Raw genomic sequence first — 24438 nt, 5'->3', positions numbered from 1 at the left:
ACCCCGACTGCCCCTTCGGGACCGGTCGGACACCTCCGCGTCACCCGCGGACTCAGCCGGGCACGGGGACCAGCCACACCGTCGCGAGCGGCGGCAGGGTGAGCCGCAGCGCACCGTCCTCCGCCTTGACCGGGTCACGCCGGACGATGTCGCCGCCGCCGTACCGTGCGGCATCGGTGTTGAGGGACTCCTGCCACAGGTGGAGACCGTCGGGAACGGTGAGGCGGTAGTCCTCGCGCACGACGGGGGAGAGGTTGGAGACCGCGAGCAGCGGGCTGCCCGCCGCATCGAACCTCAGGAAGGCGAAGACGTTGTCCTCGGCCGCGTCCCCCACCACCCACCGGAAACCGCCGGGGTCGGTGTCACGCTGCCAGAGCGCGGGGGTCGCCCGATAGACGGTGTTCAGATCGCGCACGAGGTCACGGACGCCGCGGTGATCGGCCTCGGCCCCGTACGCCGGGTCGAGCAGCCACCAGTCCGGGCCGTGGGGCTCGGACCACTCGGCGCCCTGGACGAACTCCTGGCCCATGAACAGGAGCTGCTTTCCGGGGTGGGCCCACATGAAGCCGAGATACGCACGGTGGTTGGCGCGCTGCTGCCACCAGTCGCCCGGCATCTTGGACACCAGTGCCTGCTTGCCGTGGACGACCTCGTCGTGGGAGATGGGCAGGACGTAGTTCTCGCTGTACGCGTACACCATCGAGAAGGTCATCTCGTTGTGGTGGTACTTGCGGTGCACCGGCTCATGGCTGATGTAGCCGAGGGAGTCGTGCATCCAGCCCATGTTCCACTTCAGGCCGAATCCCAGACCCCCGCTGTCCGTGGGGCGGGTCACGCCGTCCCAGGCCGTGGACTCCTCGGCGATCGTGATGACACCCGGCGCCCGGCGGTACACGGTCGCGTTCATCTCCTGGAGGAACGCGACCGCGTCGAGATCCTCCCGCCCTCCGAACACGTTGGGGCTCCACTGGCCGGAGTCGCGCGAGTAGTCGAGGTAGAGCATCGAGGCGACGGCGTCCACCCGCAGGCCGTCGATGTGGAACTCCTCGCACCAGTACACGGCGTTGGCGACCAGGAAGTTGCGCACCTCCACGCGCCCGAAGTCGAACTCGTAGGTCCCCCAGTCGGGATGCTCGGCCCGGCGGTCGTCTCCGGGCTCGTACAGGGGGTCCCCGTCGAACCGGGCCAACGCCCAGTCGTCCTTGGGGAAGTGCGCCGGAACCCAGTCCATGATCACGCCGACGCCGGCCCGGTGCAGGGCGTCGACCAGGTACTTGAAGTCGTCCGGGGTGCCGAGCCGTGCCATCGGCGCGTAGAACCCGGTGACCTGGTAGCCCCAGGAGCCGCTGAAGGGGTGCTGCGCGACCGGCATCAGCTCGACATGGGTGAAGCCCAGGTCCCTGACGTACGACGGCAGCTCGTCGGCCAGTTGACGGTATGTCAGTCCTGGTCGCCAGGACGGGAGATGAACCTCGTAGACCGAGAACGGCGCCACGTGCACGGGCGTGTCCCCGCGGTGGGCCATCCAGTCGTGGTCGCCCCACTCGTAGCGCGAGGAGGTCACGATGGACGCCGTGTCGGGCGGCACCTCCGCGCGGCGGGCCATCGGGTCGGCCTTGAGGAACCGGCCGCCGTGGCGGGAGGTGATCTCGAACTTGTACCGGGCGCCCTCTCCGATCCCCGGCAGGAACAGCTCCCACACCCCGGACGAGCCGAGCGAGCGCATCGGGAACGCCTGCCCGTCCCAGAAGGTGAACTCCCCGGCCACCCTGACCCCTTGGGCGTTGGGCGCCCACACCGTGAAGCGGGTGCCGGTCACCCCTTCATGGTTCATCGGCTCGGCGCCGAGCGCCTTCCACAGCTGCTCGTGGCGGCCCTCGCGGATGAGGTGGAGGTCGGTCTCGCCGAGCGCGGGCAGGAAGCGGTACGGGTCGTGCACCTCCTGCTCCCCGTCCGCGTACGCCACCACCAGGTTGTAATCGGGGATCGAGTCGAGAGGCACCAGACCGGAGAAGAGGCCGTCGCCCTCCGAGGCCAGCCGTCTGCGCTCGCCGTCGATCACCACGCTCACCGCGCGGGCGAACGGACGCAGCGCACGGAAGACGATCCCGCCCGCGACCGGGTGGGCGCCGAGCAGCGCGTGCGGATCGTGGTGGGCGCCCGCCAGCAGCCGGCCCCGGTCCCCGGGGTCGAGTGGCGGGGCCGGAGCGCAGCGCGCCACTCCGGACGGCTCGGGCAGTGAGGTGTCGCGCAGGGCCACGGCTCAGTCTCCTCTCACGGCGAGTCGTTCGATCGCCGCCATTGGCACGGGCAGCCAGTCCGGCCGGTGTCGTGCCTCGTACAGGACCTCGTAGACGGCCCGGTCGGTCTCGTAGGCGCGCAGCAGGCCGTGCTTCTTTCGCGGATCCCACCCGGCGAGGGCGGCGTAGCCCCCGCAGAAGGCCTCCCGGCAGCGGCGCGCCCACTCCGGCCGCCAGGGCCGGCGCTGCCGGGCCGCGTAGTCGAAGGAGCGCAGCATGCCCGCGATGTCCCGCACCGGGGACTGGGCGGTGCACCGCTCGGCGAGCGGGCGGGACGGCTCACCCTCGAAGTCGATGACGAACCACTCGCGGCCCGCCCGCAGCACCTGCCCGAGGTGCAGGTCGCCGTGGACGCGCTGTGCGGGCGGTCCGGAGTCGCATGTGGCCAGCGCGCCGAACGCGCTCTGGAGGCCGGGGACGAACGGCCGCAGCGCGGGCACGCTGTGCGCGGCGGACTCCAGGCGTTCGGTCATCGCGGCCGCCGTCGAACCGTTGCCGTCGTGGCCGCTGCCGGGAAAGGCGGCGGCCAGCGCGAGGTGCACCTCGGCCATGGCCCGCCCCAGTTCGTGGGCCTGCACGGTGAAGTCGTCACCCGAGGCCAGCGCCTGCAGGGCCAGCGCCCAGCCGTCGGACGCGTCGCGCAGATACGGCTGCAGCACACCGAGGGTCGCGCCCTGCGGATGCGTGGTCCGGAACCAGGCCACCGGCGCCGGCACCCGACGGCAGCCCTGCCCGGTCAGCGCGACCGGCACCTCCAGGTCCGGATTGACCCCGGGCTGGATGCGGCGGAAGACCTTCAGGATGAACTCGTCGCCGTACACCAGCGAGGAGTTCGACTGCTCGGTCTCCAGCAGCCGCGGTGGGAGCCCGGCGGGCACATGCACCGACGGGTCGCCCTCGAAGCGCAGGGGGCCGGCCGCGCCGGGATGCCTCAGCCGCTCCAGCAGCAGCTGCGCCGAGCGCGGGTCGTGCAGGGCGTCGTAGATCGTCAGACCGGCCAGCGGGCCCCGCTCCGCACGGCCGATGAGGGCACGGCCGAGACGCGGCGAGAGGTTTTTGCGCACACCGAGCAGCAGCTGGTAGCAGTCACCGGCCGGGACGCCGCCGGGCCCGGGCAGCCCGCCGTGACCCGTGTGGACCAGCAGATGCAGACAGCCCGGGAACAGCTCGGTCATCGACAGCAGACCGAGCTCGCTCACGGGGCGGTCCTTGCCCGCGAACCAGCGCTGCCGCGGCAGCCATTGGCGCAGCAGCTCGCCCAGCGAGGTCATGAGATCGGTCGCGAGCGCGGGCCTCGGGCTGACCGATGCGGTCTTCGGCATGGTGACGCGTCCTTTCGTCGGCACGCTCAAAGGCGTCGGCCGATGCGGGATGCGACTCGGGAGAGCCGGAACCAGTAGAAGCCGTGCCCGCCGAGGGTCAGCAGATACGGCAGTTCACCGATGGCGGGGAAGCGCACCCCGCCGAACAGCTCGACCGGATGCCGGCCGTCGAACTCACGCAGGTCCAGCTCCGTGGGCTGCGCGAACCGGGAGAAGTTGTTCACACACAGGACCAGGTCGTCCTCGTACTCCCGCAGAAAGGCCAGCACCGCGGGGTTGGAGGAGTGCAGTTCGGTGAAGCTGCCGAGACCGAACGCGGGGTTCTGCTTGCGGATCTCGATCATCCGACGGGTCCAGTGCAGCAGGGAGGACGGCGAGGCCATCGACGCCTCGACGTTGGTGACCTGGTGCCCGTAGACGGGGTCCATGATGATCGGCAGGTTGAGCCGGCCCGGATCGGCCGCGGAGAAGCCCGCGTTGCGGTCGGGGGTCCACTGCATGGGGGTGCGTACGGCGTCGCGGTCGCCGAGCCAGATGTTGTCGCCCATGCCGATCTCGTCGCCGTAGTAGAGGATCGGCGAGCCGGGCAGGGACAGCAGCAGGGCGGTGAACAGTTCGATGGTGTCACGGTCGTTGTCGAGGAGGGGGGCGAGCCTGCGGCGGATGCCGATGTTGGCGCGCATACGCGGGTCCTTCGCGTATTCGGCCCACATGTAGTCGCGTTCCTCGTCGGTGACCATTTCGAGGGTGAGCTCGTCGTGGTTGCGCAGGAAGATGCCCCACTGGCAGTTGTCCGGGATGGCCGGCGTCTTGGCCAGGATCTCCGAGATGGGATAGCGGGATTCCCGCCGTACCGCCATGAAGATGCGGGGCATGACCGGGAAGTGGAACGCCATGTGGCATTCGTCGCCGCCGGCCTGGTAGTCGCCGAAGTAGTCGACGACGTCCTCCGGCCACTGGTTCGCCTCGGCCAGCAGCACCGTGTCCGGATACATCGCGTCGATCTCGCGGCGCACCCGCTTCAGGAACTGGTGCGTGGCGGGCAGGTTCTCGCAGTTGGTGCCCTCCGCCGCGTACAGATAGGGGACGGCGTCGAGGCGGAAGCCGTCGATGCCGAGGTCGAGCCAGAAGCGGAGGGCGGCCAGGATCTCCTCCTGGACGGCCGGGTTCTCGTAGTTGAGGTCCGGCTGGTGGGAGAAGAAGCGGTGGAAGTAGTACTGGCCGCGGACCGGGTCGTGACTCCAGTTGGAGGCCTCGGTGTCGACGAAGATGATCCGCGCGTCCTCGTACTGCTTGTCGTCGTCGGCCCACATGTAGTAGTCGCCGTACGGCCCGTCCGGGTTCTTGCGGGACTCCTGGAACCACGGGTGCTGGTCGCTGGTGTGGTTCATGACGAAGTCGATGATGACCCGCATGCCGCGCTGGTGGGCGGCGTCGACGAACTCCACGAAGTCGGCGAGGTCACCGAACTCCGGCAGGACGGCGGTGTAGTCGGAGACGTCGTAACCGCCGTCCCTGAGCGGTGACTTGAAGAACGGCGGCAGCCACAGGCAGTCGACACCGAGCCACTGGAGATAGTCGAGTTTGGCGGTCAGACCCTTGAGGTCGCCGACACCGTCGCCGTTGCTGTCCTGGAAGGAACGGACCAGCACCTCGTAGAAGACCGCGCGTTTGAACCAGTCGGGATCCCGGTCCTTCGCCGGGGTGTCCTCGAAAGTGTCGTGGACGGGCTCGTTGACGGTCACGGTGTGGTTCCTCCGGTCTGCGGCGCCGACCTCCGGACGTGGAACACGTGTGCGGGCGCCCGACCGGGCTCCAGACGCACATAGTTGTTGCTGCTCCAGTGGTAGGTCTCACCCGTCAGTTCGTCGTGTACGGACAGGGACTCGTGCCGTTCCAGGCCGAGTTGCGGCATGTCCAACGAGACCGTGGCCTCCTGGGTGTGGTGCGGATCCAGGTTCACGACCACCAGGACCGTGTCGTCACCGGTGCGCTTGCTGTAGGCGATGACCGCGTTGTTGTCGGTGTGGTGGAAGCGAAGGTTCCGCAGGCGCTGGAGGGCGGGGTGCCGGCGCCTGATGGTGTTGAGCTGGGTGATCAGGGGGGCGAGGCTGTCGGGGGTGTCCCAGTCGCGGGCCTTGAGCTGGTACTTCTCCGAGTCCAGGTACTCCTCGCTGCCCTCCCGCACCGGGGTGTTCTCCGCGAGTTCGTAGCCGGAGTAGATGCCCCAGGTCGGCGAGAGCGTCGCGGCCAGTACCGCGCGCAGCGCGAACGCGGGGCGGCCGCCGTGCTGGAGGAACTCGTGCAGGATGTCGGGGGTGTTGGCGAAGAAGTTCGGCCGCATGTAGGAGGCCGCCTCNGCTGTCGGGGGTGTCCCAGTCGCGGGCCTTGAGCTGGTACTTCTCCGAGTCCAGGTACTCCTCGCTGCCCTCCCGCACCGGGGTGTTCTCCGCGAGTTCGTAGCCGGAGTAGATGCCCCAGGTCGGCGAGAGCGTCGCGGCCAGTACCGCGCGCAGCGCGAACGCGGGGCGGCCGCCGTGCTGGAGGAACTCGTGCAGGATGTCGGGGGTGTTGGCGAAGAAGTTCGGCCGCATGTAGGAGGCCGCCTCACCCGAGAGCTCGCTCAGGTACTCGGTGAGTTCTTCCTTGGTGGTACGCCAGGTGAAGTAGGTGTAGGACTGCTGGAAGCCGATCTGGGCCAGGGTGTGCATCATCGCCGGGCGGGTGAACGCCTCGGCCAGGAAGATCACGTCCGGGTCGGTGGCGTTGATGTCCGCGATCACCCGTTCCCAGAACACCACCGGCTTGGTGTGCGGGTTGTCCACCCGGAAGATCCGCACCCCGTGGTCCATCCAGTGCCGCAGCACCCGCAGCGTCTCCGCGATCAGACCGTCCATGTCGGCGTCGAAGGCGATCGGGTAGATGTCCTGGTACTTCTTCGGCGGGTTCTCCGCGTACGCGATGGTGCCGTCCGGGCGNGGGGGTGTTGGCGAAGAAGTTCGGCCGCATGTAGGAGGCCGCCTCACCCGAGAGCTCGCTCAGGTACTCGGTGAGTTCTTCCTTGGTGGTACGCCAGGTGAAGTAGGTGTAGGCCTGCTGGAAGCCGATCTGGGCCAGGGTGTGCATCATCGCCGGGCGGGTGAACGCCTCGGCCAGGAAGATCACGTCCGGGTCGGTGGCGTTGATGTCCGCGATCACCCGTTCCCAGAACACCACCGGCTTGGTGTGCGGGTTGTCCACCCGGAAGATCCGCACCCCGTGGTCCATCCAGTGCCGCAGCACCCGCAGCGTCTCCGCGATCAGACCGTCCATGTCGGCGTCGAAGGCGATCGGGTAGATGTCCTGGTACTTCTTCGGCGGGTTCTCCGCGTACGCGATGGTGCCGTCCGGGCGATGGTGGAACCACTCCGGGTGCTTGTGCACCCAGGGATGATCCGGCGAGCACTGCAGCGCGAAGTCCAGCGCGATCTCCAGACCCTGCTTCCCGGCCTGCTGCACGAACCAGTCGAAGTCCTCGATCGTGCCCAGGTCCGGGTTGACCGCGTCATGGCCGCCCTCCGGCGAGCCGATCGCCCACGGCACGCCCACATCGTCCGGGCCCGCGGACAGGGTGTTGTTGCGGCCCTTGCGGAAGGTGCTGCCGATCGGATGGATCGGCGGCAGGTAGACCACATCGAAACCCATCGCCGCGATCGCCGGCAGCCGGCGGGCCGCGGTCCTGAACGTGCCGTGCGGCCGCTCGGGCGTGCCCTCCGAACGGGGGAAGAACTCGTACCACGACCCGAACAGCGCCCGCTCCCGCTCCACCAGCAGCGGCAGCGTCTCCGACGCCGTGATCAACTCCCGCAGCGGATGACGGGCCAGCACCGCGTCCACGTCAGGCGTCAGGGCGCCCGCCAGACGGGTGGCGACCGGCAGTGAGTCATCGGCGAGCGTCTTCGCCGCAGCCACCAGCACCGCATGCCGGGGGCCCTCCGGGACGCCCGCCGCGGCACGGGTGTAGAGCTCGGCGCCCTCCTCGAGGACGAGACCGGTGTCGAGGCCGGCAGGAACCTTTATGCGGGCGACGCGGCGCCAGGTGCCGATCGGGTCGCTCCAGGCCTCGACGCGGTAGGTCCAGCGGCCCTCTACGTCCGGAGTGACCTCCGCGCCCCAGCGATCGCTGCCCGGGGCCAGTTCCCGCATCGGGGTCCAGGGGCCGTGCCGCCCTTCCGGGTCGGTCAGGACGACATTCGCGGCGACCGTGTCGTGGCCCTCGCGGAACACCGTCGCGGTGACCTCGAACGCCTCTCCCACGACCGCCTTGGCCGGACGCCTGCCGGACTCGACGGCAGGGCGGACGTCCCGTACCGGGATGCGGCCGATGACCGGGGTGGAACTCATGCTCTCGCCTCCGCCGTGCTCGAGGCCGGGCGCTGACTGCGCCCGGCCGGGGATCCAAGCTGCGCCGGAAGGGGTTACCTCCCCGCGGGGGAACGTTCCGCGGATCTCGGCGGCCCACGCCTGGCGACGGAACCCGTGCGGGGCAGGTCGCTCTGCTCATGGAGGTAGGCCCCCACGCTGGTGCGCAGATAGCGCTCGGCGGCCTCGGCCGCCTCACGCGCGCAGCGCTTGCCCATCAGCACGCACAGCGTGTAGCCCGCGTCCTCGAAGGTGCCCCGGACGGTGCGGTCGGCGGGGGAGGCCAGCATGACGCGCTCCCAGGCGCGATACCGCCGAAGTTGCCGGGCGACTTCGGCTTTGGCCGGTAGCAGCATGGCGCCATACACCTTTCCGGGCGGGGAGCAGATGCGGGACTCGCGAGATCTTCACTCATGGTGCACGGGTAACGACTCAGCGTCTTGTTGGGTCTTCAACCACCTCATGGATCGCTCGTGTTGCACGAATGGCGTAGCACTCCCACTCTGGAGTGACTCTGAAGCGATCAGCACTCACGCTCCGTGTTTCGGGGTCCGGTCCCGCGGGGGCCGGGAGGAGCGGGAGCTTCGCCGGTGAGGAGTGACGATGAAGACCGCAGTGCCCTGCTACTACCACCTCGACGTGGAGGTCAGCCCGGAACGGGTCGGACAGGTCAGACGCATCCTGGCCGCCCATCTACGGCTCTGGGACCTCGAGACCCTGGTCGAGCCCGTCTGCGGTGGTGCCGAACTGCTGCTCAAGGCCATCGACGAGCACGCGAGGGACAAGAACACCTCAATCGAGCTGTGGTGGAACGGCCAGCACCTCATCACCGCCGTCGCCGAGAACGACAGCGAGCTGCGCCCTGACCTGGATCTGCGCGCCTGCCTGGAGCGGATCGCCGCGATGAGCGACGGCTGGGGCTGCTGTGCCACCGACACCGGCAGCAAGGTCATCTGGTTCTCGCAGCGGGCCCGCGCCGGCGAGCGCGTCCCGCTCGTGCCGACGGCCCCCGAGCCCACCCTGCGGGAGGTGCTCCAGGTGCCGCGCGAGATGCCGGTCGCGGTCCTGGCCGCCACCACCGTCGACGGCGGGTGCTGAGCGTGCCGTCGTCCAGGAAGAAGCCGTACAGGAGCGGGAAGCGGGTGCCGGCCTGGAGCGGGCACCCCTACCCGCTGGGCGCCCAATTCGACGGCGAGGGCACCAACTTCGCCCTGTTCAGCGAGGTGGCCGAGCGAGTCGAACTCGTCCTGGTCGACGAGCGGGGCACCCACACTGCCGTCGAACTGACCGAGGTCGACGGCTTCGTGTGGCACGGCTTCCTGCCGGGCGTTGGGCCGGGACAGCGTTACGGCTATCGGGTGCACGGACCCTGGCAGCCTTCACTCGGCCACCGGTGCGATCCGGCGAAGCTGCTCCTCGACCCGTACGCCAAGGCGGTGGACGGCGAGACGGACAACCACCCCTCGCTCCACACCCCCGAGGCCGACAGCGCTGGGCACACCATGCTCGGCGTGGTCACCGACCCGGCCTTCGACTGGGGCGACGACCAGCCGCCCAGGCGCTTCTACGCCGACAGCGTGATCTACGAGGCCCACGTCCGCGGACTCACCCGCACCCACCCCGAGGTGCCGCCGGAACTGCGCGGCACGTACGCCGGTCTCGCACACCCGGTGGTGATCGACCACCTCACCTCGCTCGGTGTGACCGCCGTCGAGTTGATGCCGGTGCACCAGTTCGTGCAGGACGGGGTGCTCCAGGACCGCGGCCTCGCCAACTACTGGGGCTACAACACCATCGGCTTCTTCGCGCCGCACAACGCCTACGCCGCCCACGGCACCCGCGGCCAGCAGGTCACCGAGTTCAAGGCGATGGTGAAGGCGCTGCACGCGGCCGGCCTCGAAGTCATCCTCGACGTCGTCTACAACCACACGGCCGAGGGCAACGAGAAGGGCCCCACGCTCTCCTTCCGGGGCATCGACAACGCCTCGTACTACCGGCTGGTCGACGGTGACTGGGGGCACTACTACGACACCACGGGCACCGGGAACAGCCTGCTGATGCGCCACCCCTACGTGCTCCAGCTGATCATGGACTCGCTGCGGTACTGGGTGACCGAGATGCACGTCGACGGCTTCCGCTTCGACCTCGCGGCCACGCTGGCCCGGCAGTTCCACGAGGTGGACCGGCTGTCGGCGTTCTTCGACCTCATCCAGCAGGACCCGGTGATCAGCCGCGTCAAGCTGATCGCCGAGCCGTGGGACGTGGGGGAGGGCGGCTACCAGGTCGGCAACTTCCCGCCGCTGTGGTCGGAGTGGAACGGCAAGTACCGGGACGCCGTGCGGGACTTCTGGCGGGGCGAGCCGCACACTCTCGGCGAGTTCGCCTCCCGGCTGACCGGCTCCTCCGACCTGTACCAGCACAGCCGGCGGCGCCCGCGCGCCAGCGTCAACTTCGTGACCGCGCACGACGGTTTCACCCTGCGGGACCTCGTCTCGTACAACGACAAACACAACGAGGCCAACGGCGAGGGCGGGCAGGACGGCGAAAGCGACAACCGGTCATGGAACTGCGGGGCCGAGGGCGAGACCGACGACCCCGCCGTACTGGAGCTGCGGGCCCGCCAGCAACGCAACTTCCTTGCCACCCTGCTGCTCTCGCAGGGCATTCCGATGCTCTGTCACGGCGACGAACTAGGCCGCACCCAGCTGGGCAACAACAACGCCTACTGCCAGGACAACGAAGTCTCCTGGATCCACTGGGAGCTGAGCGAGGAGCAGCGTGAACTCGCCGAGTTCACGCGGCGCGTGATCGGCCTGCGCGCGGCGCATCCCGTCCTGCGCAGGCGCCGGTTCTTCCGGGGCGAGACCGTCACGCACGCGGGGCAGCCGCTGCCCGACCTGGTCTGGCTGCTGCCGGACGCCCGCGAGATGGCCGAGGCGGACTGGCAGCGTTCCGACGCGCACGCGGTCGGGGTCTTCCTGAACGGCGATGCCATCGCCGAACCGGATCCGCGCGGACGCCCGGTGGTCGACGACTCGTTCCTGCTGCTGCTGAACGGTCACTGGGAGCCCGTCGACTTCCGGCTGCCCGGGCCCGCGTACGGCGAACGCTGGACGACCCTGCTCGACACGGCGGAACCCCAGGGCGCCGACGAAGCGGAGCACAAGGCCGGCTCGGAGATGACCATCGAGGCGCGCAGCCTGGTCCTGCTGTCGAGGCCGTCCCGCGCGGGCGCCTGAAAGTCGGTCGTCAGCCCTCACCGCACGCGAAGGGGAGCCCGGCGACTTTCGGTTGCCGGGCCCCGCGTACGGCGAACGCTGGACGGCCCTGCTGGACATGGCGGAGGGGACCGTCCCGCGCGGGCGCCTGAAAGGACGGGCGTCAGATCTCGGCGTACACGAAAGGGAGCCCGGCGACTTTCGGTTGCCGGGCCCGCGTACGGCGAACGCTGGACGGCCCTGCTGGACATGGCGGAGAGGCCGTCCCGCGCGGGTGCCTGAAAGGACGGGCGTCAGATCTCGGCGTACGCGAAGGGGAGCCCGGCGACTTCCGGCTGCCGGGCCCCGCGTACGGGCGAAAGCTGGACGACGCTCCCGGACAGGGGCCGTCCCGCGCGGGTGCCTGAAAAAGCGCCGCGTGCGCCCTCAGCGCACGCGGCTCGAGGTCACCGTGAACTGGGCGCCGTCGGGGTCGCGCAGGACGGCCTCCTCGCCATTCTGCGAGAGCACGCTGCCGCCGTGGATCTCCGCCGCCTTGGCGCAGGCCGCCACGTCCGCGACCGCGAAGTGGACCTGCCAGTGCGGCCGGATGCCGGGATCGGGGGCCGAGCCCAGCGCCCCCGACTCGATGCGCGCCACCACGTCGCCCCTGCTCCGCAGCACCACCTCGCCGGCCTCATAGCGGACCTCGCAGCAGCCGGGCCGCTCCGTCGCCCAGTCGAAGACCTCGCCGTAGAAGATCGCGGCGTCGAACGCGTCGCGGGTGTGCAGCCGTACGAAGGCCGGTTGGGCGCGGCGCCACCCCTCCCAGTTGGCGATGAGCTCGCCCTCCCAGACGCCGAAGGTCGCGCCGTCGCGGTCCGAGAGCAGAGCCGCCCGGCCGGGCGGGAAGGACAGCGGGCCGACGGCCAGGGTGCCGCCGCGTTCCTGTACGCGGGCGGCTGCCTCGTCCGCGCTGGGCACCGCGAAGTACGCGGTCCAGGCCACCGCCATCTGCCACATCGACGCCACCGCCGCGATCCCGGCGACCGGCGTGCCGTCCACCAGCGCGACCCGGAAGCGGTCGCCGAGCTTCAGGGGCTTCCACTCCCACCCGAGCACGGCCCCGTAGAACGCCTCCGTGGCCTGCAGGTCGCGGCTGGTCAGGCTGACCCAGCAGGGGGCGCCGAACACATGGTGCGTGGAGACGACATCCGCGGTCGCGGTGGGATGCCTCGGATCGTGGTTCATGGCAGTCGCGTCCTGCTCTCGTCGGCCGGCGGCCACCGGTTCGGTCTTCGACCAGTGTCCGTCCGGAACCGCTTCGGGCGCCTGTCGAGTACCCCGGAGGCAGCGCCGAAACGGTGGCCCGTACGCCTCACGCCCGGTGGCGCGGGCCTGTCCGAGTGACAGGATGGATGAGTGCCAGTCGTACCGAACGAACCCGCCGACGAGTCGGACCGGATCTTCGCCCTGCAGGAGGAGATCGGCCAGCTCAAGGAAGCGATGGCCTCGCACGCGGTCGTGGACCAGGCCATAGGCATGGTCGTCGCGCTCGGCAGGGTCGCCCCGGACCAGGGCTGGGAAGTGCTCAAGGACGTCTCCCAGCACACGAACATCAAGCTGCGCAACGTCGCGGACCTGATCCTCATCTGGGGACGGTCCGGAGAGATCCCGCCGGAGATCCGGGCCGAGCTGGAGGACGCCCTCGACCGTTACGGCCCGACGCAGATCCCCGGGGCGCCGCCCCAGTGACGGTGTCCTCCGGGTTCACTCGGCGTCGGCCATGACCTCCTCGCGCAGGTGCGCGAAGCATGTGCTGAGCAGCCGGGAGACATGCATCTGCGAGATGCCGAGCTCCTCCGCTATGCCGCTCTGTGTCATGCCCTGGAAGAAGCGCAGGTACAGGATCGTCCGCTCGCGCTCCGGCAGGGCCTCCAGGCAGGGCCTGACGGCCACCCGGTCGATCACCACGTCGAAGCCGGGATCGGGACCGCCGAGGGCGTCGCCCAGGGCGTAGCCGTCGGTGCCGGGCATCTCCGCCTCCAGCGACAGCGCCGAGAAGCACTCCAGCGCCTCCGCACCCGTGCGTACCTCGTCCTCGGTCAACTGCGCCTGCTCGGCGATCTCGGCCACGGTGGGCTCCCGCCCGGGCGTCTGTGCGAGCTCCTTCGACGCCTGCCGGACCCGGTTGCGCAGGTCCTGCACCCGGCGCGGGACGTGCAGCGTCCACATGTGGTCGCGGAAGTGCCGCTTGATCTCACCGGTCACGGTCGGCACCGCGTACGCCTCGAAGGCGCTCCCGCGGCCCGGGTCGTAATGGTCGACCGCCTTGACGAGTCCGAGCGCGGCCACCTGGTAGAGGTCCTCGAGGGACTCCCCGCGGCCCCGGAACCGGACGGCGATCCGCTCCGCCATGGGCAGCCAGAGCTCGACCAGTTCGTCCCGCAGAGCCTTGCGCTCCGGACCGTCGGGCAGCCGCGCCAGGCGCACGAACGCCTTGTCGGTGTCGGGGGCGTCGTCGTGCGGATGAGGTTGTCTTCTGGTGGCGACGGACGACATGCCGCGCACCTCCCTGTGGTGCTGGATGGACAGACACCGTGGGAGGCGCGGAATCGGACGTGAGGAAGTACATCCAGGGCCCGGTGTGCGGGCTCCCACGGAGACGTGCCTCCTGTCCGAAGCACTTATCTGCGGATTCCCGTTCTCGGATGAAATGAAACAAAAAGAGCTAATCATCTGATATGCGCTTGACCAGCGCTTGGGCGAGTTACCTCTGTTGCAGAGGTAACCTCGGTGATGTGGACGACAAGACCTTCCCGGAAGAGCTGGCCGACGCACTCGTCGGGGTTCAGCGGCTGCTCAGGCGCAGGTTGCGCGCCGGACTGACCGTGCCGAGGCTGCGCGGCGCCGAGGTCGAACTGCTGCGCCTGGTCGAGTCGCGGCCCGGCATCGGTGTCTCCGACGCCGCCAAGGAGCTGCATCTCGCCGGGAACTCCGTCTCGACCCTGGTCAACCAGCTGGTCAAGGAGGGTCACCTGGTCCGTGAGACCGACCCCGCCGACCGGCGCGCCGCCCGTCTGCTGCTCACCGAGAAGGCCGAGACCCGCCTCGGCGACTGGAAGCAGCGGCGGGTCGCGCTCATGAGCCGGCACGTCACCCGGTTGGACGCGGCCGATCAGGAGGCCCTGCGCGCCGCGCTCCCCGCGCTGCGCGCGCTCGCCGTCACTCTGCACGAGGAGGCCGAGGACGCATGACACCCGAAGCTGTTTCCTGTACGGGGCTCGCCTACGCCTTCGGTGACACCAACGCCGTGGACGGGCTGGACCTGACCGTCGCAGAGGGGGAGGTCTTCGGACTGCTCGGCCCCAACGGCGCCGGCAAGACCACCGCCATCCGCTGCATCACCACCCTGCTCCCCGTCCCGGCCGGCATGATCCACGTCTTCGGCCGCGACACCGCCACCGACGCGATGGCCGTACGCCGGCTGCTCGGCTACGTCCCGCAGCAGCTGTCCGCCGACGCGAACCTGACCGGCCGGGAGAACGTCACCCTGTTCGCCAGGGTCTTCGACGTCGCCCGCAAGGAACGCGCCGAACGCGTCGCCCAGGCCCTGGCCGCCGTCGACCTCACCGACGCCGCCGACCGGCTCGCCGGCACCTACTCCGGCGGCATGGTCCGCCGCCTCGAGCTCGCCCAGGCCCTGGTCAGCGCGCCCCGGCTGCTGATCCTCGACGAGCCGACCATCGGCCTCGACCCGATCGCCCGCACCGGCGTGTGGGAGCACATCAACGCCGTGCGCGCGGCGACCGGCATGACGGTCCTGGTGACCACCCACTACATGGACGAGGCCGACCAGTACTGCGACCGGGTCGGCCTCATGCACCGCGGCCGCATCCGCGCCCTCGGCACCCCCGACGAACTCCGCCGGGGCCTCGCCGAGAGCCGGGGCACCGACACCCTGCCGACCCTGGAGGACGTCTTCCGTGACGTCGCCGGCAGCGGACTCGAAGACGAGGGAGGGGATTTCCGCGATGTCCGAAGCACCCGCCGCACCGCGAACCGCGTCGGCTGACCCGAGCGGCATCAGCCTGCTGCTCCGCCCGCCGGAGCCCAGCGCGGGCTGGCGAGTGCTGCCCGCCCGGGTCGTGGCGATGTGCGCCGTGGAACTGCAGAAGCTCGGCCATGACCGCACCGAGCTCTACACCCGCGCGGTCCAGCCCGCCCTGTGGCTGCTGATCTTCGGCCAGACCTTCACCCGCATCAAGGCGATCCCCACCCAGGGCATCCCCTACATCGACTATCTGGCGCCCGGCATCATCGCCCAGTCCGCGATGTTCATCGCGATCTTCTACGGCATCCAGATCATCTGGGAGCGGGACGCGGGCATCCTCAACAAGCTCCTGGTCACGCCCACCCCGCGCTCGGCACTGACCACCGGGAAGGCCTTTGCGGCCGGCGTGAAGTCGCTGATCCAGGCCGTCGTCGTCATCGTCATCGCCGCCCTCCTCGGGGTGTCCCTGACCTGGAACCCGCTCAAGCTCCTCGGCGTCGGGGCGATCGTGATCCTCGGCTCGGCGTTCTTCTCCTGCCTGTCGATGACCATCGCCGGCATCGTGCTGAGCAGGGACCGCCTGATGGGCATCGGGCAGGCCATCACCATGCCGCTCTTCTTCGGCTCCAACGCCCTGTACCCGCTGTCCGTCATGCCGGGCTGGCTCCAGGCCGTGAGCAAGGTGAACCCGCTCAGCTACGAAGTCGACGCCCTGCGCGGCCTCCTCCTCGGCACCCACGCCCATCTGGCGCTCGACTTCGGGGTGCTGGCCGTGGCCGCCGCGCTCGGCATCACGGCGGCCTCCTCGCTCCTCGGCCGGCTGGCCCGTTGATCATGCGTGCGGAACGTGATGTGCGGCACGCCGGTGGAAGGGTCCTTCCGGCCGCTCGGCGGAGTTCTTCCTGCGCACGGCTTGATCAGCGATCAAAGGGGGTGAATACCCTGGCCACAGCGCATTCCGCTCATTTGACAGTGCATTGAGCACACAGATAGGAAGCAGCTCTCTGAGGTCGAAGAGGTGCACTGTGTACGAGCCGAACGTGGTCGGGGACTGGCAGGAGTACGACGAGCATGCCGGTCTGCGTGTCCGCGTCCACCGTCTGGAGGCGGCCGAGCCGCCGCGTGGACGAGACGACGCCGCCGAAGGGCTCACGTACTTCAGCGTCCGTGTGACCGTCGAGAACCGTGGCGACCTGCATCCGACCGTCCATCTCGAGGACGGTCAGATCGACGTGCGGATCGGCCCCGACGGCGAGAGCGCCTTCATCGACTGGCGCAACTCGCAGTTCATCGAGGGCTTCGACGTCTATCCGCTGCGCCGCGCCACCGCCGTGCTGTTCGCGGCGGGACCGGAGGCGAGCCTCGGCCAGATCGACGTGCAGATCCAGCTGCGGGTCGACGACGAGTGGGCCGACCGCCGGCTGTGGGCGGGCGGCATCGGACTCGACGAGGGAGCCACCCACCCGGGCGTGGGCCGCGAGGGCCTGGCCTGCCAGGTGAGCAACTTCCTGCGGGACCAGGCCGAAGAGGGCACGGCCTGAGCCGTCCCCGGGCTCAGTGGGGAATGCCGTCGATGATCTCGCGGGCGCCCTGACGCAGCAGCGCCACGGCGACCGAGGTGCCCAGCGTGGCCGGATCCAGTCGCCCCGCCCACTCGTGGGCGTTCAGCCGTGTCTTGCCGTCCGGGGTGAACACACAGGCGCGCAGCGACAGTTCGTCGCTGTGGTCCACGCGCGCGTACCCCGCGATCGGGCTGTTGCAGTGGCCCTGCAGGACGTGCAGGAACATCCGCTCCGCGGTCGCCTCCCGGAACGTGTCCGGATCGCCCAGCGCGCTGACCGTGTCGATCAGCTCGGTGTCGCCCTCCCGGCACTGGAGCGCGAGGATGCCCGCGCCGATCGGCGGCATCATCGTGTCGGGGGAGAGGATCTCGCTGATCACGTCCTCGCGGCCGATGCGTTCCAGGCCGGAGACCGCGAGCAGCAGCGCGTCCGCCTCGCCGGCCGCCAGCTTGGCCAGCCGACGGTTGGCGTTGCCGCGGAACGGCACGCACTCCAGGTGCGGGTGGGTGGCGGCCAGCTGGGCCACCCGGCGCACCGAGGAGGTACCGATCCGGGTCCCCTCCGGAAGCTCGTCCAGAGTGAGGCCGCCCGGATGGATCAGGGCGTCGCGGATGTCGTCCCGCTTCAGGAACGCCGCGAACGTGGTGCCCGCCGGAAGCGGACGGTCGGCGGGCACGTCCTTCACGCAGTGCACCGCGAGATCGGCCTGCCCGGCCAGCAGCGCGGCGTCGACCTCCTTGGTGAACGCGCCCTTGCCCTCGACCTTGGACAGGTCGCCCATCCACTTGTCACCGGTCGTCCTCACCGGTACGACCTCGGTGCGCACACCGGGGTACAGGGCGGCCAACTCGCCTCTGACGCGTTCCACTTGGGCCAGCGCCATCGGCGAGTCACGGGAGACGATGCGGATCAGTTCCGGGAGGGACATGCGGGACACGATAGACCTTGCGGAGGTTCGGTGTTTGACGCTCAGGGAGCAACGGGTAGGGAGTAGCGCATCTTTTGCCCGGCGCGGGCGTCCATCCGGCCGAAGCAGTACCTGTGCAGGTGGTCGCGGCCCTCCCCTCGGAGGCACTGGGGCGGCAGCGCGCGGCGATCCTGGCCGGGCTCGAGAACCCGGCCTCGACGACCGACCTGGCCCACCGCCACGGTCTCGCCCCCTCGACCGTCTCCGGCCACCTGTCGGTCCTGCGCGAGGCAGGCCTGCTCGCCTCACGACGGCAGGGTCACCACGTGCTGTACGGGCGAACGCCGCTGGGGGACGCGGTGGCCTCCGGCGGCTGATCTGTGGGGCGGTTCGGGCCGGTTGCTGAGGGGAGCCGGGGGCCCTGGGCTCGGCCGGGCGGTGAGTTGGGCGAGGGACGCGGTCGGGGTCTGCCCGCACGGGGTCCCTGTCCGCGGTGGTGCGATCGAGGGTCGGCCGCATGGGATCACCGCCGGCCGGCGTGATCGTGGTCGGAGACCCGGTGGGCCTCAGACGAGCGGCTCGCTGAGCTCGACCGAGCGCAGGGCGGCCGCGAGGGCCTGTTCGTCGCCGACGTCCAGGGCGGTGTCGGTGAGTTTGATGACGTGCTCGTCGCCGTGGGCGAGGGCTCGTTCCACGACCTCTTCGGGCGCCAGGTGCGCGGGCGGGGCGTAGGCGACCGGTGCCACGGGTGCGTACATCGCCGTCACCGCCGCCGACGCCGTCCAGGCCGCGTGCAGGCTGGGTATCCACTGGTCGCGGGGAAGGGAATCCAGGGTCCGCAGCACGGCGTTGGGGGCCGTGGCCGCGTGGACGAGCATCGTCGGCTCGCCGTGACCGTGGGTGGCGTAGCGGTGGGTCGCGGCGCGGACGAGTTCGGTGAGCCGCTCCTTAGCGGTGTCCGGATCGGTCACCTCCTGCGCCCACACGGGCAGTCGGTGTACGGCGGCCAGACGGTTCCGGAACCCCACGTGCCCCGGCCCGATCGCGGGTACGGCGTCCAGGGCGTCCGCGGCGGTCGCCGCACCCGGCAGTGCCACGAGACCCGTCACGGGCTGGTGGCGTGCCGCCCAGTAGCCCAGCGCGTGCGCGAGTTCGGTGCGCCGGGGCCCGTTCTCCTCGGCCGCAACCGCACGGACGGCGTGGCCGACGCGGATGACCGTGTGCGTGGCACCGCCGTACAGGCCCGGCAGCAGGCGCGGCCACCACTCGGCGAGCACGTCCTTCCAGGGGCGCTCGGCGAGGGTGCGGGAGAAATAGTCGGTCCAGTCCGCGATCCGGCGCGGATCGCCCAGCGCCGAGGGCCAGTTGTCGTCCGTGACGGGGGCGGTGCGGTCGGGGAAGTCCTCCAGCTTGTCCCGGTAGAGGTCCAGCCACCGGTGCACCGAGCCGGCCTGTCCGTGCGCGGCGAGCGCCTCGACCACCATGGGGGCGTGGTTGGTCAGCCAGCCCTCTCGCTCCGGCCCCGACGCGTGGACGCGGTCCAGGGCCTCCTCGAGGTGTCCGCTCGTGTCGCTCGTATCGATCGTGTCCATGAACGCGACGCTATGCCGGGTGCGGCGGAGCGGGGATCGGGCGCGGGACGGAACCCGCGGGGGCGGGGGACCTAGGTCCAGCGCCCGATCGTGTCACCGCGTCAGGCGTTGGGGTCGAAGGAGATCCCCGACGGCTTGGCCGACGACAGGTGGGCCGCGAAGTTGGCGTCCTTGAGGCCGAAGTTGGCGCTGCCGAAGTCGTACGCGCTCAGCTTGTCGCGCAGCCCCGACGGGTAGCCGTTCCAGCCGACCAGCGGCGGGTACTGCCAGGTGCCCTTGGCGTTCTCCGGGGGCTCATCGCCCGAGTTGGCCAGCCGGAAGCAGTGCGTGCTTATGCCGTCCTTGTGGTAGACGATCTTCGCGTGCGTGCCGTCGAAGCGGACGCCGGAGGCCGCGCTCACCGTGAACGAACCGTGGTTGGACGTCGACACGTACTGGACCGTGCCGTTCTGCACCCAGATCACGACGTGCTCCCAGTCGTTCCGGTGCCCGCCGATGCTGCTGTTCGCTATCGCCTGGTCCTTCTCGAAGTACAGGCCGTACATATAGGCGCACCAGCCGTTGTTGCACTTGTAGCGCGAGTACGTGTTGGTGTTGTCGAGGTCCGAGGCGTCATGGCACTCGCCGCTGAGCGAACCCGTCGGATTCAGACCGCCGTTGATCGTGCCGTCGGGGCCGATGGCGGGAGTCGAGTAGCAGCCGTCGGTGTCGTAGTCGAAGGCCGGCTGGTAGGTGAACTCGGCGCTCTCGGCGTTGGCGGGCAGCGCCTTGGGCGGGGCGGCGAACGCGGCGGAGGGGAAGGCGACGACGAGCGCGGCGGCGCCGGCCAGGCCGGTGAACCATCTCGTGCGGTGCTTCTTGAACGACGGTGACGCCACTGCGTCCTCCTCGTGGTCCGGGCGCAGCCCAACGGCTGTGGGTTACTGGGGAGTTCAGCTTCCCCCGCTCTTCATGTCCGCGCCAAGAGGTCGAAGGCGTCACTCCGGTTACGGCCTGCCCAATAGTTCGGATCACGCAGGTGCGTCGTCGGGGAGGTCGGCCGAGGACTCCTCCGGCGCGAGATCCGGCCGCAGCCGCAGCCAGGACGGCTGACGCAGCAACCCCGCCCGGGTGCGGGTGCTGTAACGGACCTCGCCGACCAGCCGGGGCAGCACCCAGCGCGCACCCGGGACCCGCGGTACGGGGTCGAAGGGGCACACATCCGTCGCCGCGGTGGCCAACAGCGAGGCGAGCTCGGTCCGTTCCGCCTCGCTCCAGCCGGTGCCCACACTGCCGACGTAGCGCAGCCGCCCGCCGCTCCGCTGACCGACCAGCACCGCGCCCGGCAGACCGGTGAGCCTGCCCTTGCCGGGCAGCCAGCCGCCCACGACGACGTCCTCGCTGCGCATGTTGCGGATCTTGATCCAGGCGCGGGAGCGCACCCCGGGTTCGTACACCGAGTCGAGCCGCTTGCAGACCAGGCCTTCCAGGCCGTGCTCACGAGTGGCGCGCAGGGCCTGTTCGCCGTGACCGACGAGGGCGGCGGGCGTCGACCAGTGCGGGCCGGTCAGCTCAAGTTCGTCCAGTCGAGCGCGCCGCTGGGTGTAGGGGAGGGCGAGGAGCGAGCGCCGCCCCAGGTGCATCAGGTCGAACAGCACGAGATGCACGGGCGCTTCGGCAGCCCGGCGCGCGGCTCTGCCGGGGGCGTGGGCCAACTGCATGCGCGGTTGCAGCAACTGAAAGTCCGCACGGCCCTGTTCGTCGAGCGCGAGGATCTCCCCGTCGAGCACCGCGGGCGTGGCGCCGAGCGCGTCGCCCAGTGGCCGCAGTTCGGGATAGGCGCCGGTGATCTCCTCCCCGGACCGGGCGCGCAGCAACACGTCGCCGTTCCCGGCGAGGTAGACCACCACGCGCTGGCCGTCCTGCTTCGTCTCGTAGGCCCAGCGCGCGTCCTGGGAGACGGGCGGCAGGGCGCCGGGGGTGGCGAGCATGGGTGGGATCAAGGGGAGCGTCACGGGTGAGTTGTCGACGCGGGCACCGCCGGTCACGCGCTCCGTGCACCGGTTTCCCCTGAACGGGCGCCGCCCCGGGGGCTGCTCAGACCTCCTGGTACAGGTTCACGATGTCGCCGTCCGGGTCCCGCAGCCCGCCGACCGGCGGCCTCACGGCTGGGTGGTCGGTGGCTCGATGATCTCGACAACCTGGGCCGCCCGTCGTTCGTGGCGTGCGTCCACGTCGGTGACCCGGAACTCCACGGCGAAGCTCCCGCTCGCGGCGGCAGCCGTCGAACCGGGCACCATCGACTGCATGCCGCGGGTGCCGAAAGAAGGGCAGGACGGCGCCGGGAACGGTCACCCGGGCGAAGGGCGCCTCGCCCTCCACCTCCGCGTCGAGGACTCGCGTAGAAGGCGGCGAGCGCCGGGACGTCGACGGTGATCAGGGAGGGGCCGGTGAAGTGGGGCCGCATCCGCGGATCGCAGGCGGAGGGTCGGACAATCGGGGCGGGGAGCGGACTTGGCTTAGGTGGTGCCGGGTGCCGGGTGCCGGGTGCCGGAAGACGCAGGTCAGATGATGCCCCCGTTGGCCCGCAGCACCTGTCCGTTGACCCAGTGACCGGCCGGGCTGACCAGGAAGGACACCACGGAAGCGATGTCCTGCGGGGTCCCCAGCCGCTCCAGCGGGGGCTGCGCCGCCAGGCGGGCGACGGTCTCCTCGTCCTTGCCGTCGAGGAAGAGGTCGGTCGCCGTCGGTCCGGGGGCCACGGCGTTCACGGTGACGTCACGGCCGCGGAGCTCACGGGCGAGGACCAGGGTCACTGCCTCGACCGCGCCCTTGCTGGCCGCGTAGGCGCCGTAGCCGGGGAAGGCCAGCCCCACGACCGAGCTGGAGAGGTTGACGAGCGCGCCGCCCGGGCGCAGCCGGCGTGCGGCCTGCTGGTCGACGACGAAGGTGCCGCGGATGTTGGTGCGGTACAGGGCGTCGAGCTCGGCGAGGTCGAGGTCCGCGATCGGGGAGAGGGGCATCCGGCCCGCGGCGTGGACCACCGCGTCGACGCCGCCGTACGTGGCCTCCGCCTGGTCGAACAGGGCGGCGACCTCGGTCTCGTCGGCGACGTCGGCGCGGGCGGCGTACGCGGTGCCGCCCGCCCCCTCGATGGCGCGCACGGCTTCGTCGGCGGCGTCCTTGTTGCCCGCGTACCCGGCGACGACCGCGAACCCGTCGGCGGCGAGCTGCTGGGCGATCTGCCGTCCGATGCCGCGCGACCCGCCGGTCACGATCGCGACACGCTGTTCCGTCCGGGGCTGAGTGGTCATGACTGCATCCTCCTCTGTTAGCACTGCTACGTCCAACTCGTATCGACGATAACACAGACTCGTAGCGACGGTAACCCTCATCTCGTATCGGCGCTACGAATGGCGTACCGTGAGGGCATGGATGCGAGGGAAAAGATCCTGGAAGCGGCCACCGAGCTGCTCGCCGGTGCGTCGGCCGCCGATGTCTCCACGCGTGCCGTGTGCGAGAAGGCGGGGGTGGGTGCGCCCATGCTCTACCGGCTCTTCGGCGACAAGGCCGGTCTGCTGGCCGCCGTGGTCGACCGGGGATTCGAGCGGTATCTCGCGTCCAAGCGGGCGGCGCGGCCGAGCGAGGATCCGGTCGAGGACCTGAAGAGCGGCTGGGACAACCACATGCGCTTCGCCCTGGAGCACCCCAGCCACTACCGCCTGATGTACTCGCCAGAGCTCACCGTGCCCCCGGCCGCGGCCCAGGAGGCTCACGACCTGCTGCACGGCATCCTCGAGCGCTGTGCGGCCGAGGGGCGGCTGACAGTGCCGCCCGCGCTGGCCACGCAGATGATCATGTCCGCCAACGTCGGGGCGGCCCTGTCGATGCTGACCAGACCCGAGCAGTACGCGGACCCGAAGTTCTCGGAGCGGCTGCGGGACGCGGTGCTGGATTCGGTGACCCGGCCCGCCGACCCCGGCACGCCCCGGGGCGGCAGCCCGTTGCCCGTCGCGGCCGCCACGCTGGCGGCCCGCCTGCGCGCCGACCTGCCGCCGGCGCTCACCGCGGCGGAGTCGGCCCTGCTCCAGCAGTGGCTGGAGAAGCTCTCCGAGCGGTGAGGATCAGCGGTCCTCGGGCGGCAGCGCCTGCACCAGACCGGACTGGTAGGCCATGACGACGAGTTGGGCACGGTCCCGGGCGCCCAGCTTCGTCATCGCACGGTGCACGTGGGTGCGCACCGTCAGGGGGCTGACGAAGAGCTTCTGCGCGATCTCGTCGTTGGAGTGGCCCTCGGCGACCCACGCCATCACCTCCCGTTCCCGGGTGGTGAGGCCGCTCAGGTCGTCGGCGGCCGCGAGCCGGGTGCCCAGGCCCGGAGCGGAGAGAAAGCGGGTGATCAGGGTGCGGGTGGCGCCCGGGGAGAGCAGGGAGTCGCCGGCCGCCACCGTGCGGATGCCGGCGAGCAGGGCCTCGGCGGTGACGTCCTTGCCGAGGAAGCCGCTGGCGCCGGACCGCAGCGCCTGTGCGACGTACTCGTCGATCTCGAACGTGGTCAGGATCAGTACCCGCGTGTCGGACAACTCGCGATCCGCGCAGATCACGGACGTGGCGGCCAGGCCGTCGGTCCCCGGCATGCGGATGTCCATCAGGATCACGTCGGGGCGATGGACGCGCGCGAGGTCGACTGCCGCGGCGCCGTCGGTGGCCTCCGCGACCACCTCCATGTCGTCGCACGAGTCGATGAGGATCCGGAAGGTGGCCCGCAACAGGGCCTGGTCGTCGGCGAGCAGTACGCGGATGGTCATGGGGTCCGATTCTGACGTGTCGAGGCGAGGGGCAACCGGGGCAGCGGGGACCGGCCCACCGCGTCCGGCCGGTCGATGCCGGCACGGCCGTCGCCGCCGGACAGGGACGTCGGCAGTCGCAGCGCGGCCGTCATGGCGACGACCGTACGGACATGGTCGTCGGCGTAGCGCCGCAAGGGGATGCTCATCGGTTCTCCGGTCCTGTCCTTGAACCACGGTGGCCGATGCCCGCCGAGTGCGGCCGCCGCGCCCCGTCCCGGCCGCGTGGGCCACGTCCCCACCTCGACGGTCCGGAACGCCAGTCTTGCGTAACCTG

General features: G+C 70.5%; 24 protein-coding genes and 2 pseudogenes. 9 read left to right on the top strand and 17 right to left on the bottom strand.

Annotated elements, in window-relative coordinates:
- Positions 1-52: 52 nt before the first annotated feature.
- The 7 genes and pseudogenes from glgB to BFN33_RS04125 form a co-directional block, all read right to left on the bottom strand.
- Positions 53-2260: a 1,4-alpha-glucan branching enzyme gene (glgB, locus tag BFN33_RS04155; protein ID WP_069758432.1), complete on the bottom strand. Its 2208-nt coding sequence runs from the start codon at positions 2258-2260 to the stop codon at positions 53-55.
- 3 nt (positions 2261-2263) lie between these two features.
- A complete protein-coding gene (locus BFN33_RS04150) occupies positions 2264-3622 on the bottom strand; it encodes a maltokinase (RefSeq protein ID WP_069758431.1) in 1359 nt (452 codons plus the stop codon).
- A gap of 26 nt (positions 3623-3648) precedes the next feature.
- Complete coding sequence (treS, locus tag BFN33_RS04145) at positions 3649-5367, bottom strand: maltose alpha-D-glucosyltransferase (protein ID WP_069758430.1); 1719 nt, start codon at positions 5365-5367, stop codon at positions 3649-3651.
- A pseudogene (locus BFN33_RS04140) lies at positions 5364-5981 on the bottom strand (alpha-glucosidase C-terminal domain-containing protein); the annotation flags it as partial. The pseudogene BFN33_RS04140 and the gene treS, both read right to left, overlap by 4 nt.
- 1 nt (position 5982) lies before the next feature.
- Positions 5983-6600, bottom strand: a pseudogene (locus tag BFN33_RS54060) (alpha-1,4-glucan--maltose-1-phosphate maltosyltransferase); the annotation flags it as partial.
- A gap of 1 nt (position 6601) precedes the next feature.
- The coding region (locus BFN33_RS04130) for a maltotransferase domain-containing protein (RefSeq protein ID WP_079140689.1) at positions 6602-8005 on the bottom strand (1404 nt) is incomplete at its 3' end.
- 74 nt (positions 8006-8079) lie between these two features.
- Positions 8080-8379, bottom strand: a complete 300-nt coding sequence (locus BFN33_RS04125) for a DUF5133 domain-containing protein (protein ID WP_069758428.1) — start codon at positions 8377-8379, stop codon at positions 8080-8082.
- Between the two features lie 247 nt (positions 8380-8626).
- Between BFN33_RS04125 and BFN33_RS04120 the strand changes: the two genes are divergently transcribed.
- Both BFN33_RS04120 and glgX read left to right on the top strand, forming a co-directional pair.
- Entirely contained in the window at positions 8627-9121 is a 495-nt protein-coding gene (locus BFN33_RS04120; RefSeq protein ID WP_069758427.1) for a pep a2, read from the top strand.
- Positions 9122-9165: 44 nt separating this feature from the next.
- Positions 9166-11262 carry a glycogen debranching protein GlgX gene (glgX, locus tag BFN33_RS04115; protein WP_069758426.1) on the top strand — a complete coding sequence of 699 codons (2097 nt, stop codon included), beginning with the start codon at positions 9166-9168 and terminating at the stop codon, positions 11260-11262.
- A gap of 405 nt (positions 11263-11667) precedes the next feature.
- Here the strand turns inward: glgX and BFN33_RS04110 are convergent, their stop codons facing one another.
- The gene (locus tag BFN33_RS04110) at positions 11668-12471 is read right to left on the bottom strand and encodes a VOC family protein (protein ID WP_069758425.1); all 804 of its coding nucleotides are present in this window, start codon (positions 12469-12471) and stop codon (positions 11668-11670) included.
- Between the two features lie 171 nt (positions 12472-12642).
- On the opposite strand from BFN33_RS04110, the gene BFN33_RS04105 reads away from it, so the two are divergent.
- Positions 12643-12975 (top strand): ANTAR domain-containing protein, encoded by a 333-nt coding sequence (locus BFN33_RS04105; RefSeq protein WP_069758424.1) that lies wholly within the window; start codon positions 12643-12645, stop codon positions 12973-12975.
- Between the two features lie 15 nt (positions 12976-12990).
- Here the strand turns inward: BFN33_RS04105 and BFN33_RS04100 are convergent, their stop codons facing one another.
- The gene (locus BFN33_RS04100; RefSeq protein WP_069758423.1) at positions 12991-13782 is read right to left on the bottom strand and encodes an RNA polymerase sigma factor SigF; all 792 of its coding nucleotides are present in this window, start codon (positions 13780-13782) and stop codon (positions 12991-12993) included.
- Between the two features lie 239 nt (positions 13783-14021).
- Here BFN33_RS04100 and BFN33_RS04095 point away from each other — a divergent pair, with 239 nt between their 5' ends.
- The 4 genes from BFN33_RS04095 (at position 14022) to BFN33_RS04080 (ending at position 16815) form a co-directional block, all read left to right on the top strand.
- A complete protein-coding gene (locus BFN33_RS04095; RefSeq protein ID WP_069758422.1) occupies positions 14022-14477 on the top strand; it encodes a MarR family winged helix-turn-helix transcriptional regulator in 456 nt (151 codons plus the stop codon).
- Positions 14474-15295: an ABC transporter ATP-binding protein gene (locus BFN33_RS04090; protein WP_069758421.1), complete on the top strand. Its 822-nt coding sequence runs from the start codon at positions 14474-14476 to the stop codon at positions 15293-15295. Before BFN33_RS04095 ends, BFN33_RS04090 begins: the two co-directional genes overlap by 4 nt.
- The gene (locus BFN33_RS04085) at positions 15255-16106 is read left to right on the top strand and encodes an ABC transporter permease (RefSeq protein ID WP_069758420.1); all 852 of its coding nucleotides are present in this window, start codon (positions 15255-15257) and stop codon (positions 16104-16106) included. Before BFN33_RS04090 ends, BFN33_RS04085 begins: the two co-directional genes overlap by 41 nt.
- Before the next feature lie 193 nt (positions 16107-16299).
- A complete protein-coding gene (locus BFN33_RS04080) occupies positions 16300-16815 on the top strand; it encodes a hypothetical protein (protein WP_069758419.1) in 516 nt (171 codons plus the stop codon).
- 13 nt (positions 16816-16828) lie between these two features.
- Here the strand turns inward: BFN33_RS04080 and hemC are convergent, their stop codons facing one another.
- Positions 16829-17764 (bottom strand): hydroxymethylbilane synthase, encoded by a 936-nt coding sequence (hemC, locus tag BFN33_RS04075; RefSeq protein ID WP_069758418.1) that lies wholly within the window; start codon positions 17762-17764, stop codon positions 16829-16831.
- Between the two features lie 113 nt (positions 17765-17877).
- Between hemC and BFN33_RS49390 the strand changes: the two genes are divergently transcribed.
- Positions 17878-18120 (top strand): winged helix-turn-helix domain-containing protein, encoded by a 243-nt coding sequence (locus BFN33_RS49390; RefSeq protein WP_069758417.1) that lies wholly within the window; start codon positions 17878-17880, stop codon positions 18118-18120.
- Positions 18121-18309: 189 nt separating this feature from the next.
- Here the strand turns inward: BFN33_RS49390 and BFN33_RS04065 are convergent, their stop codons facing one another.
- The 5 genes from BFN33_RS04065 to BFN33_RS04050 all read right to left on the bottom strand — a co-directional run bounded on the left by BFN33_RS04065 (position 18310) and on the right by BFN33_RS04050 (position 22628).
- Positions 18310-19335, bottom strand: a complete 1026-nt coding sequence (locus tag BFN33_RS04065) for a questin oxidase family protein (RefSeq protein WP_069758416.1) — start codon at positions 19333-19335, stop codon at positions 18310-18312.
- A gap of 101 nt (positions 19336-19436) precedes the next feature.
- Positions 19437-20213, bottom strand: coding sequence for an NPP1 family protein (locus BFN33_RS04060; protein WP_069758415.1), 777 nt, complete (start codon positions 20211-20213; stop codon positions 19437-19439).
- A gap of 132 nt (positions 20214-20345) precedes the next feature.
- Positions 20346-21329, bottom strand: coding sequence for a non-homologous end-joining DNA ligase (ligD, locus tag BFN33_RS04055; RefSeq protein ID WP_069758948.1), 984 nt, complete (start codon positions 21327-21329; stop codon positions 20346-20348).
- Between the two features lie 147 nt (positions 21330-21476).
- Positions 21477-21623, bottom strand: a complete 147-nt coding sequence (locus tag BFN33_RS53020; protein ID WP_176742294.1) for a hypothetical protein — start codon at positions 21621-21623, stop codon at positions 21477-21479.
- 255 nt (positions 21624-21878) lie between these two features.
- Positions 21879-22628: an SDR family oxidoreductase gene (locus tag BFN33_RS04050; RefSeq protein ID WP_069758414.1), complete on the bottom strand. Its 750-nt coding sequence runs from the start codon at positions 22626-22628 to the stop codon at positions 21879-21881.
- Positions 22629-22745: 117 nt separating this feature from the next.
- Here BFN33_RS04050 and BFN33_RS04045 point away from each other — a divergent pair, with 117 nt between their 5' ends.
- Positions 22746-23435, top strand: a complete 690-nt coding sequence (locus BFN33_RS04045; RefSeq protein WP_069758947.1) for a TetR/AcrR family transcriptional regulator — start codon at positions 22746-22748, stop codon at positions 23433-23435.
- Positions 23436-23438: 3 nt separating this feature from the next.
- On the opposite strand, the gene BFN33_RS04040 is transcribed toward BFN33_RS04045, so the two are convergent.
- Positions 23439-24122 (bottom strand): response regulator transcription factor, encoded by a 684-nt coding sequence (locus BFN33_RS04040; RefSeq protein ID WP_069758413.1) that lies wholly within the window; start codon positions 24120-24122, stop codon positions 23439-23441.
- Complete coding sequence (locus BFN33_RS04035; RefSeq protein ID WP_069758412.1) at positions 24119-24310, bottom strand: hypothetical protein; 192 nt, start codon at positions 24308-24310, stop codon at positions 24119-24121. Before BFN33_RS04035 ends, BFN33_RS04040 begins: the two co-directional genes overlap by 4 nt.
- Positions 24311-24438: the final 128 nt, after the last annotated feature.

Source organism: Streptomyces sp. LUP47B, assembly GCF_001746295.1.
GTDB lineage: Bacteria > Actinomycetota > Actinomycetes > Streptomycetales > Streptomycetaceae > Streptomyces.
The sequence above is the reverse complement of the archived record's forward strand: the minus strand, read 5'-3'. Positions and strand labels throughout refer to the sequence as shown.

Coding starts and splice junctions, on each gene's coding strand:
- BFN33_RS04150 (WP_069758431.1), bottom strand. CDS start 3,622: ATGCCGAAGACCGCATCGGTCAGCCCGAGGCCCGCGCTCGCGACCGAT.
- BFN33_RS04125 (WP_069758428.1), bottom strand. CDS start 8,379: ATGCTGCTACCGGCCAAAGCCGAAGTCGCCCGGCAACTTCGGCGGTAT.
- BFN33_RS04120 (WP_069758427.1), top strand. CDS start 8,627: ATGAAGACCGCAGTGCCCTGCTACTACCACCTCGACGTGGAGGTCAGC.
- BFN33_RS04110 (WP_069758425.1), bottom strand. CDS start 12,471: ATGAACCACGATCCGAGGCATCCCACCGCGACCGCGGATGTCGTCTCC.
- BFN33_RS04100 (WP_069758423.1), bottom strand. CDS start 13,782: ATGTCGTCCGTCGCCACCAGAAGACAACCTCATCCGCACGACGACGCC.
- BFN33_RS04090 (WP_069758421.1), top strand. CDS start 14,474: ATGACACCCGAAGCTGTTTCCTGTACGGGGCTCGCCTACGCCTTCGGT.
- BFN33_RS04085 (WP_069758420.1), top strand. CDS start 15,255: ATGTCCGAAGCACCCGCCGCACCGCGAACCGCGTCGGCTGACCCGAGC.
- hemC (WP_069758418.1), bottom strand. CDS start 17,764: ATGTCCCTCCCGGAACTGATCCGCATCGTCTCCCGTGACTCGCCGATG.
- BFN33_RS04065 (WP_069758416.1), bottom strand. CDS start 19,335: ATGGACACGATCGATACGAGCGACACGAGCGGACACCTCGAGGAGGCC.
- BFN33_RS53020 (WP_176742294.1), bottom strand. CDS start 21,623: ATGCAGTCGATGGTGCCCGGTTCGACGGCTGCCGCCGCGAGCGGGAGC.
- BFN33_RS04050 (WP_069758414.1), bottom strand. CDS start 22,628: ATGACCACTCAGCCCCGGACGGAACAGCGTGTCGCGATCGTGACCGGC.
- BFN33_RS04045 (WP_069758947.1), top strand. CDS start 22,746: ATGGATGCGAGGGAAAAGATCCTGGAAGCGGCCACCGAGCTGCTCGCC.
- BFN33_RS04040 (WP_069758413.1), bottom strand. CDS start 24,122: ATGACCATCCGCGTACTGCTCGCCGACGACCAGGCCCTGTTGCGGGCC.
- BFN33_RS04035 (WP_069758412.1), bottom strand. CDS start 24,310: ATGAGCATCCCCTTGCGGCGCTACGCCGACGACCATGTCCGTACGGTC.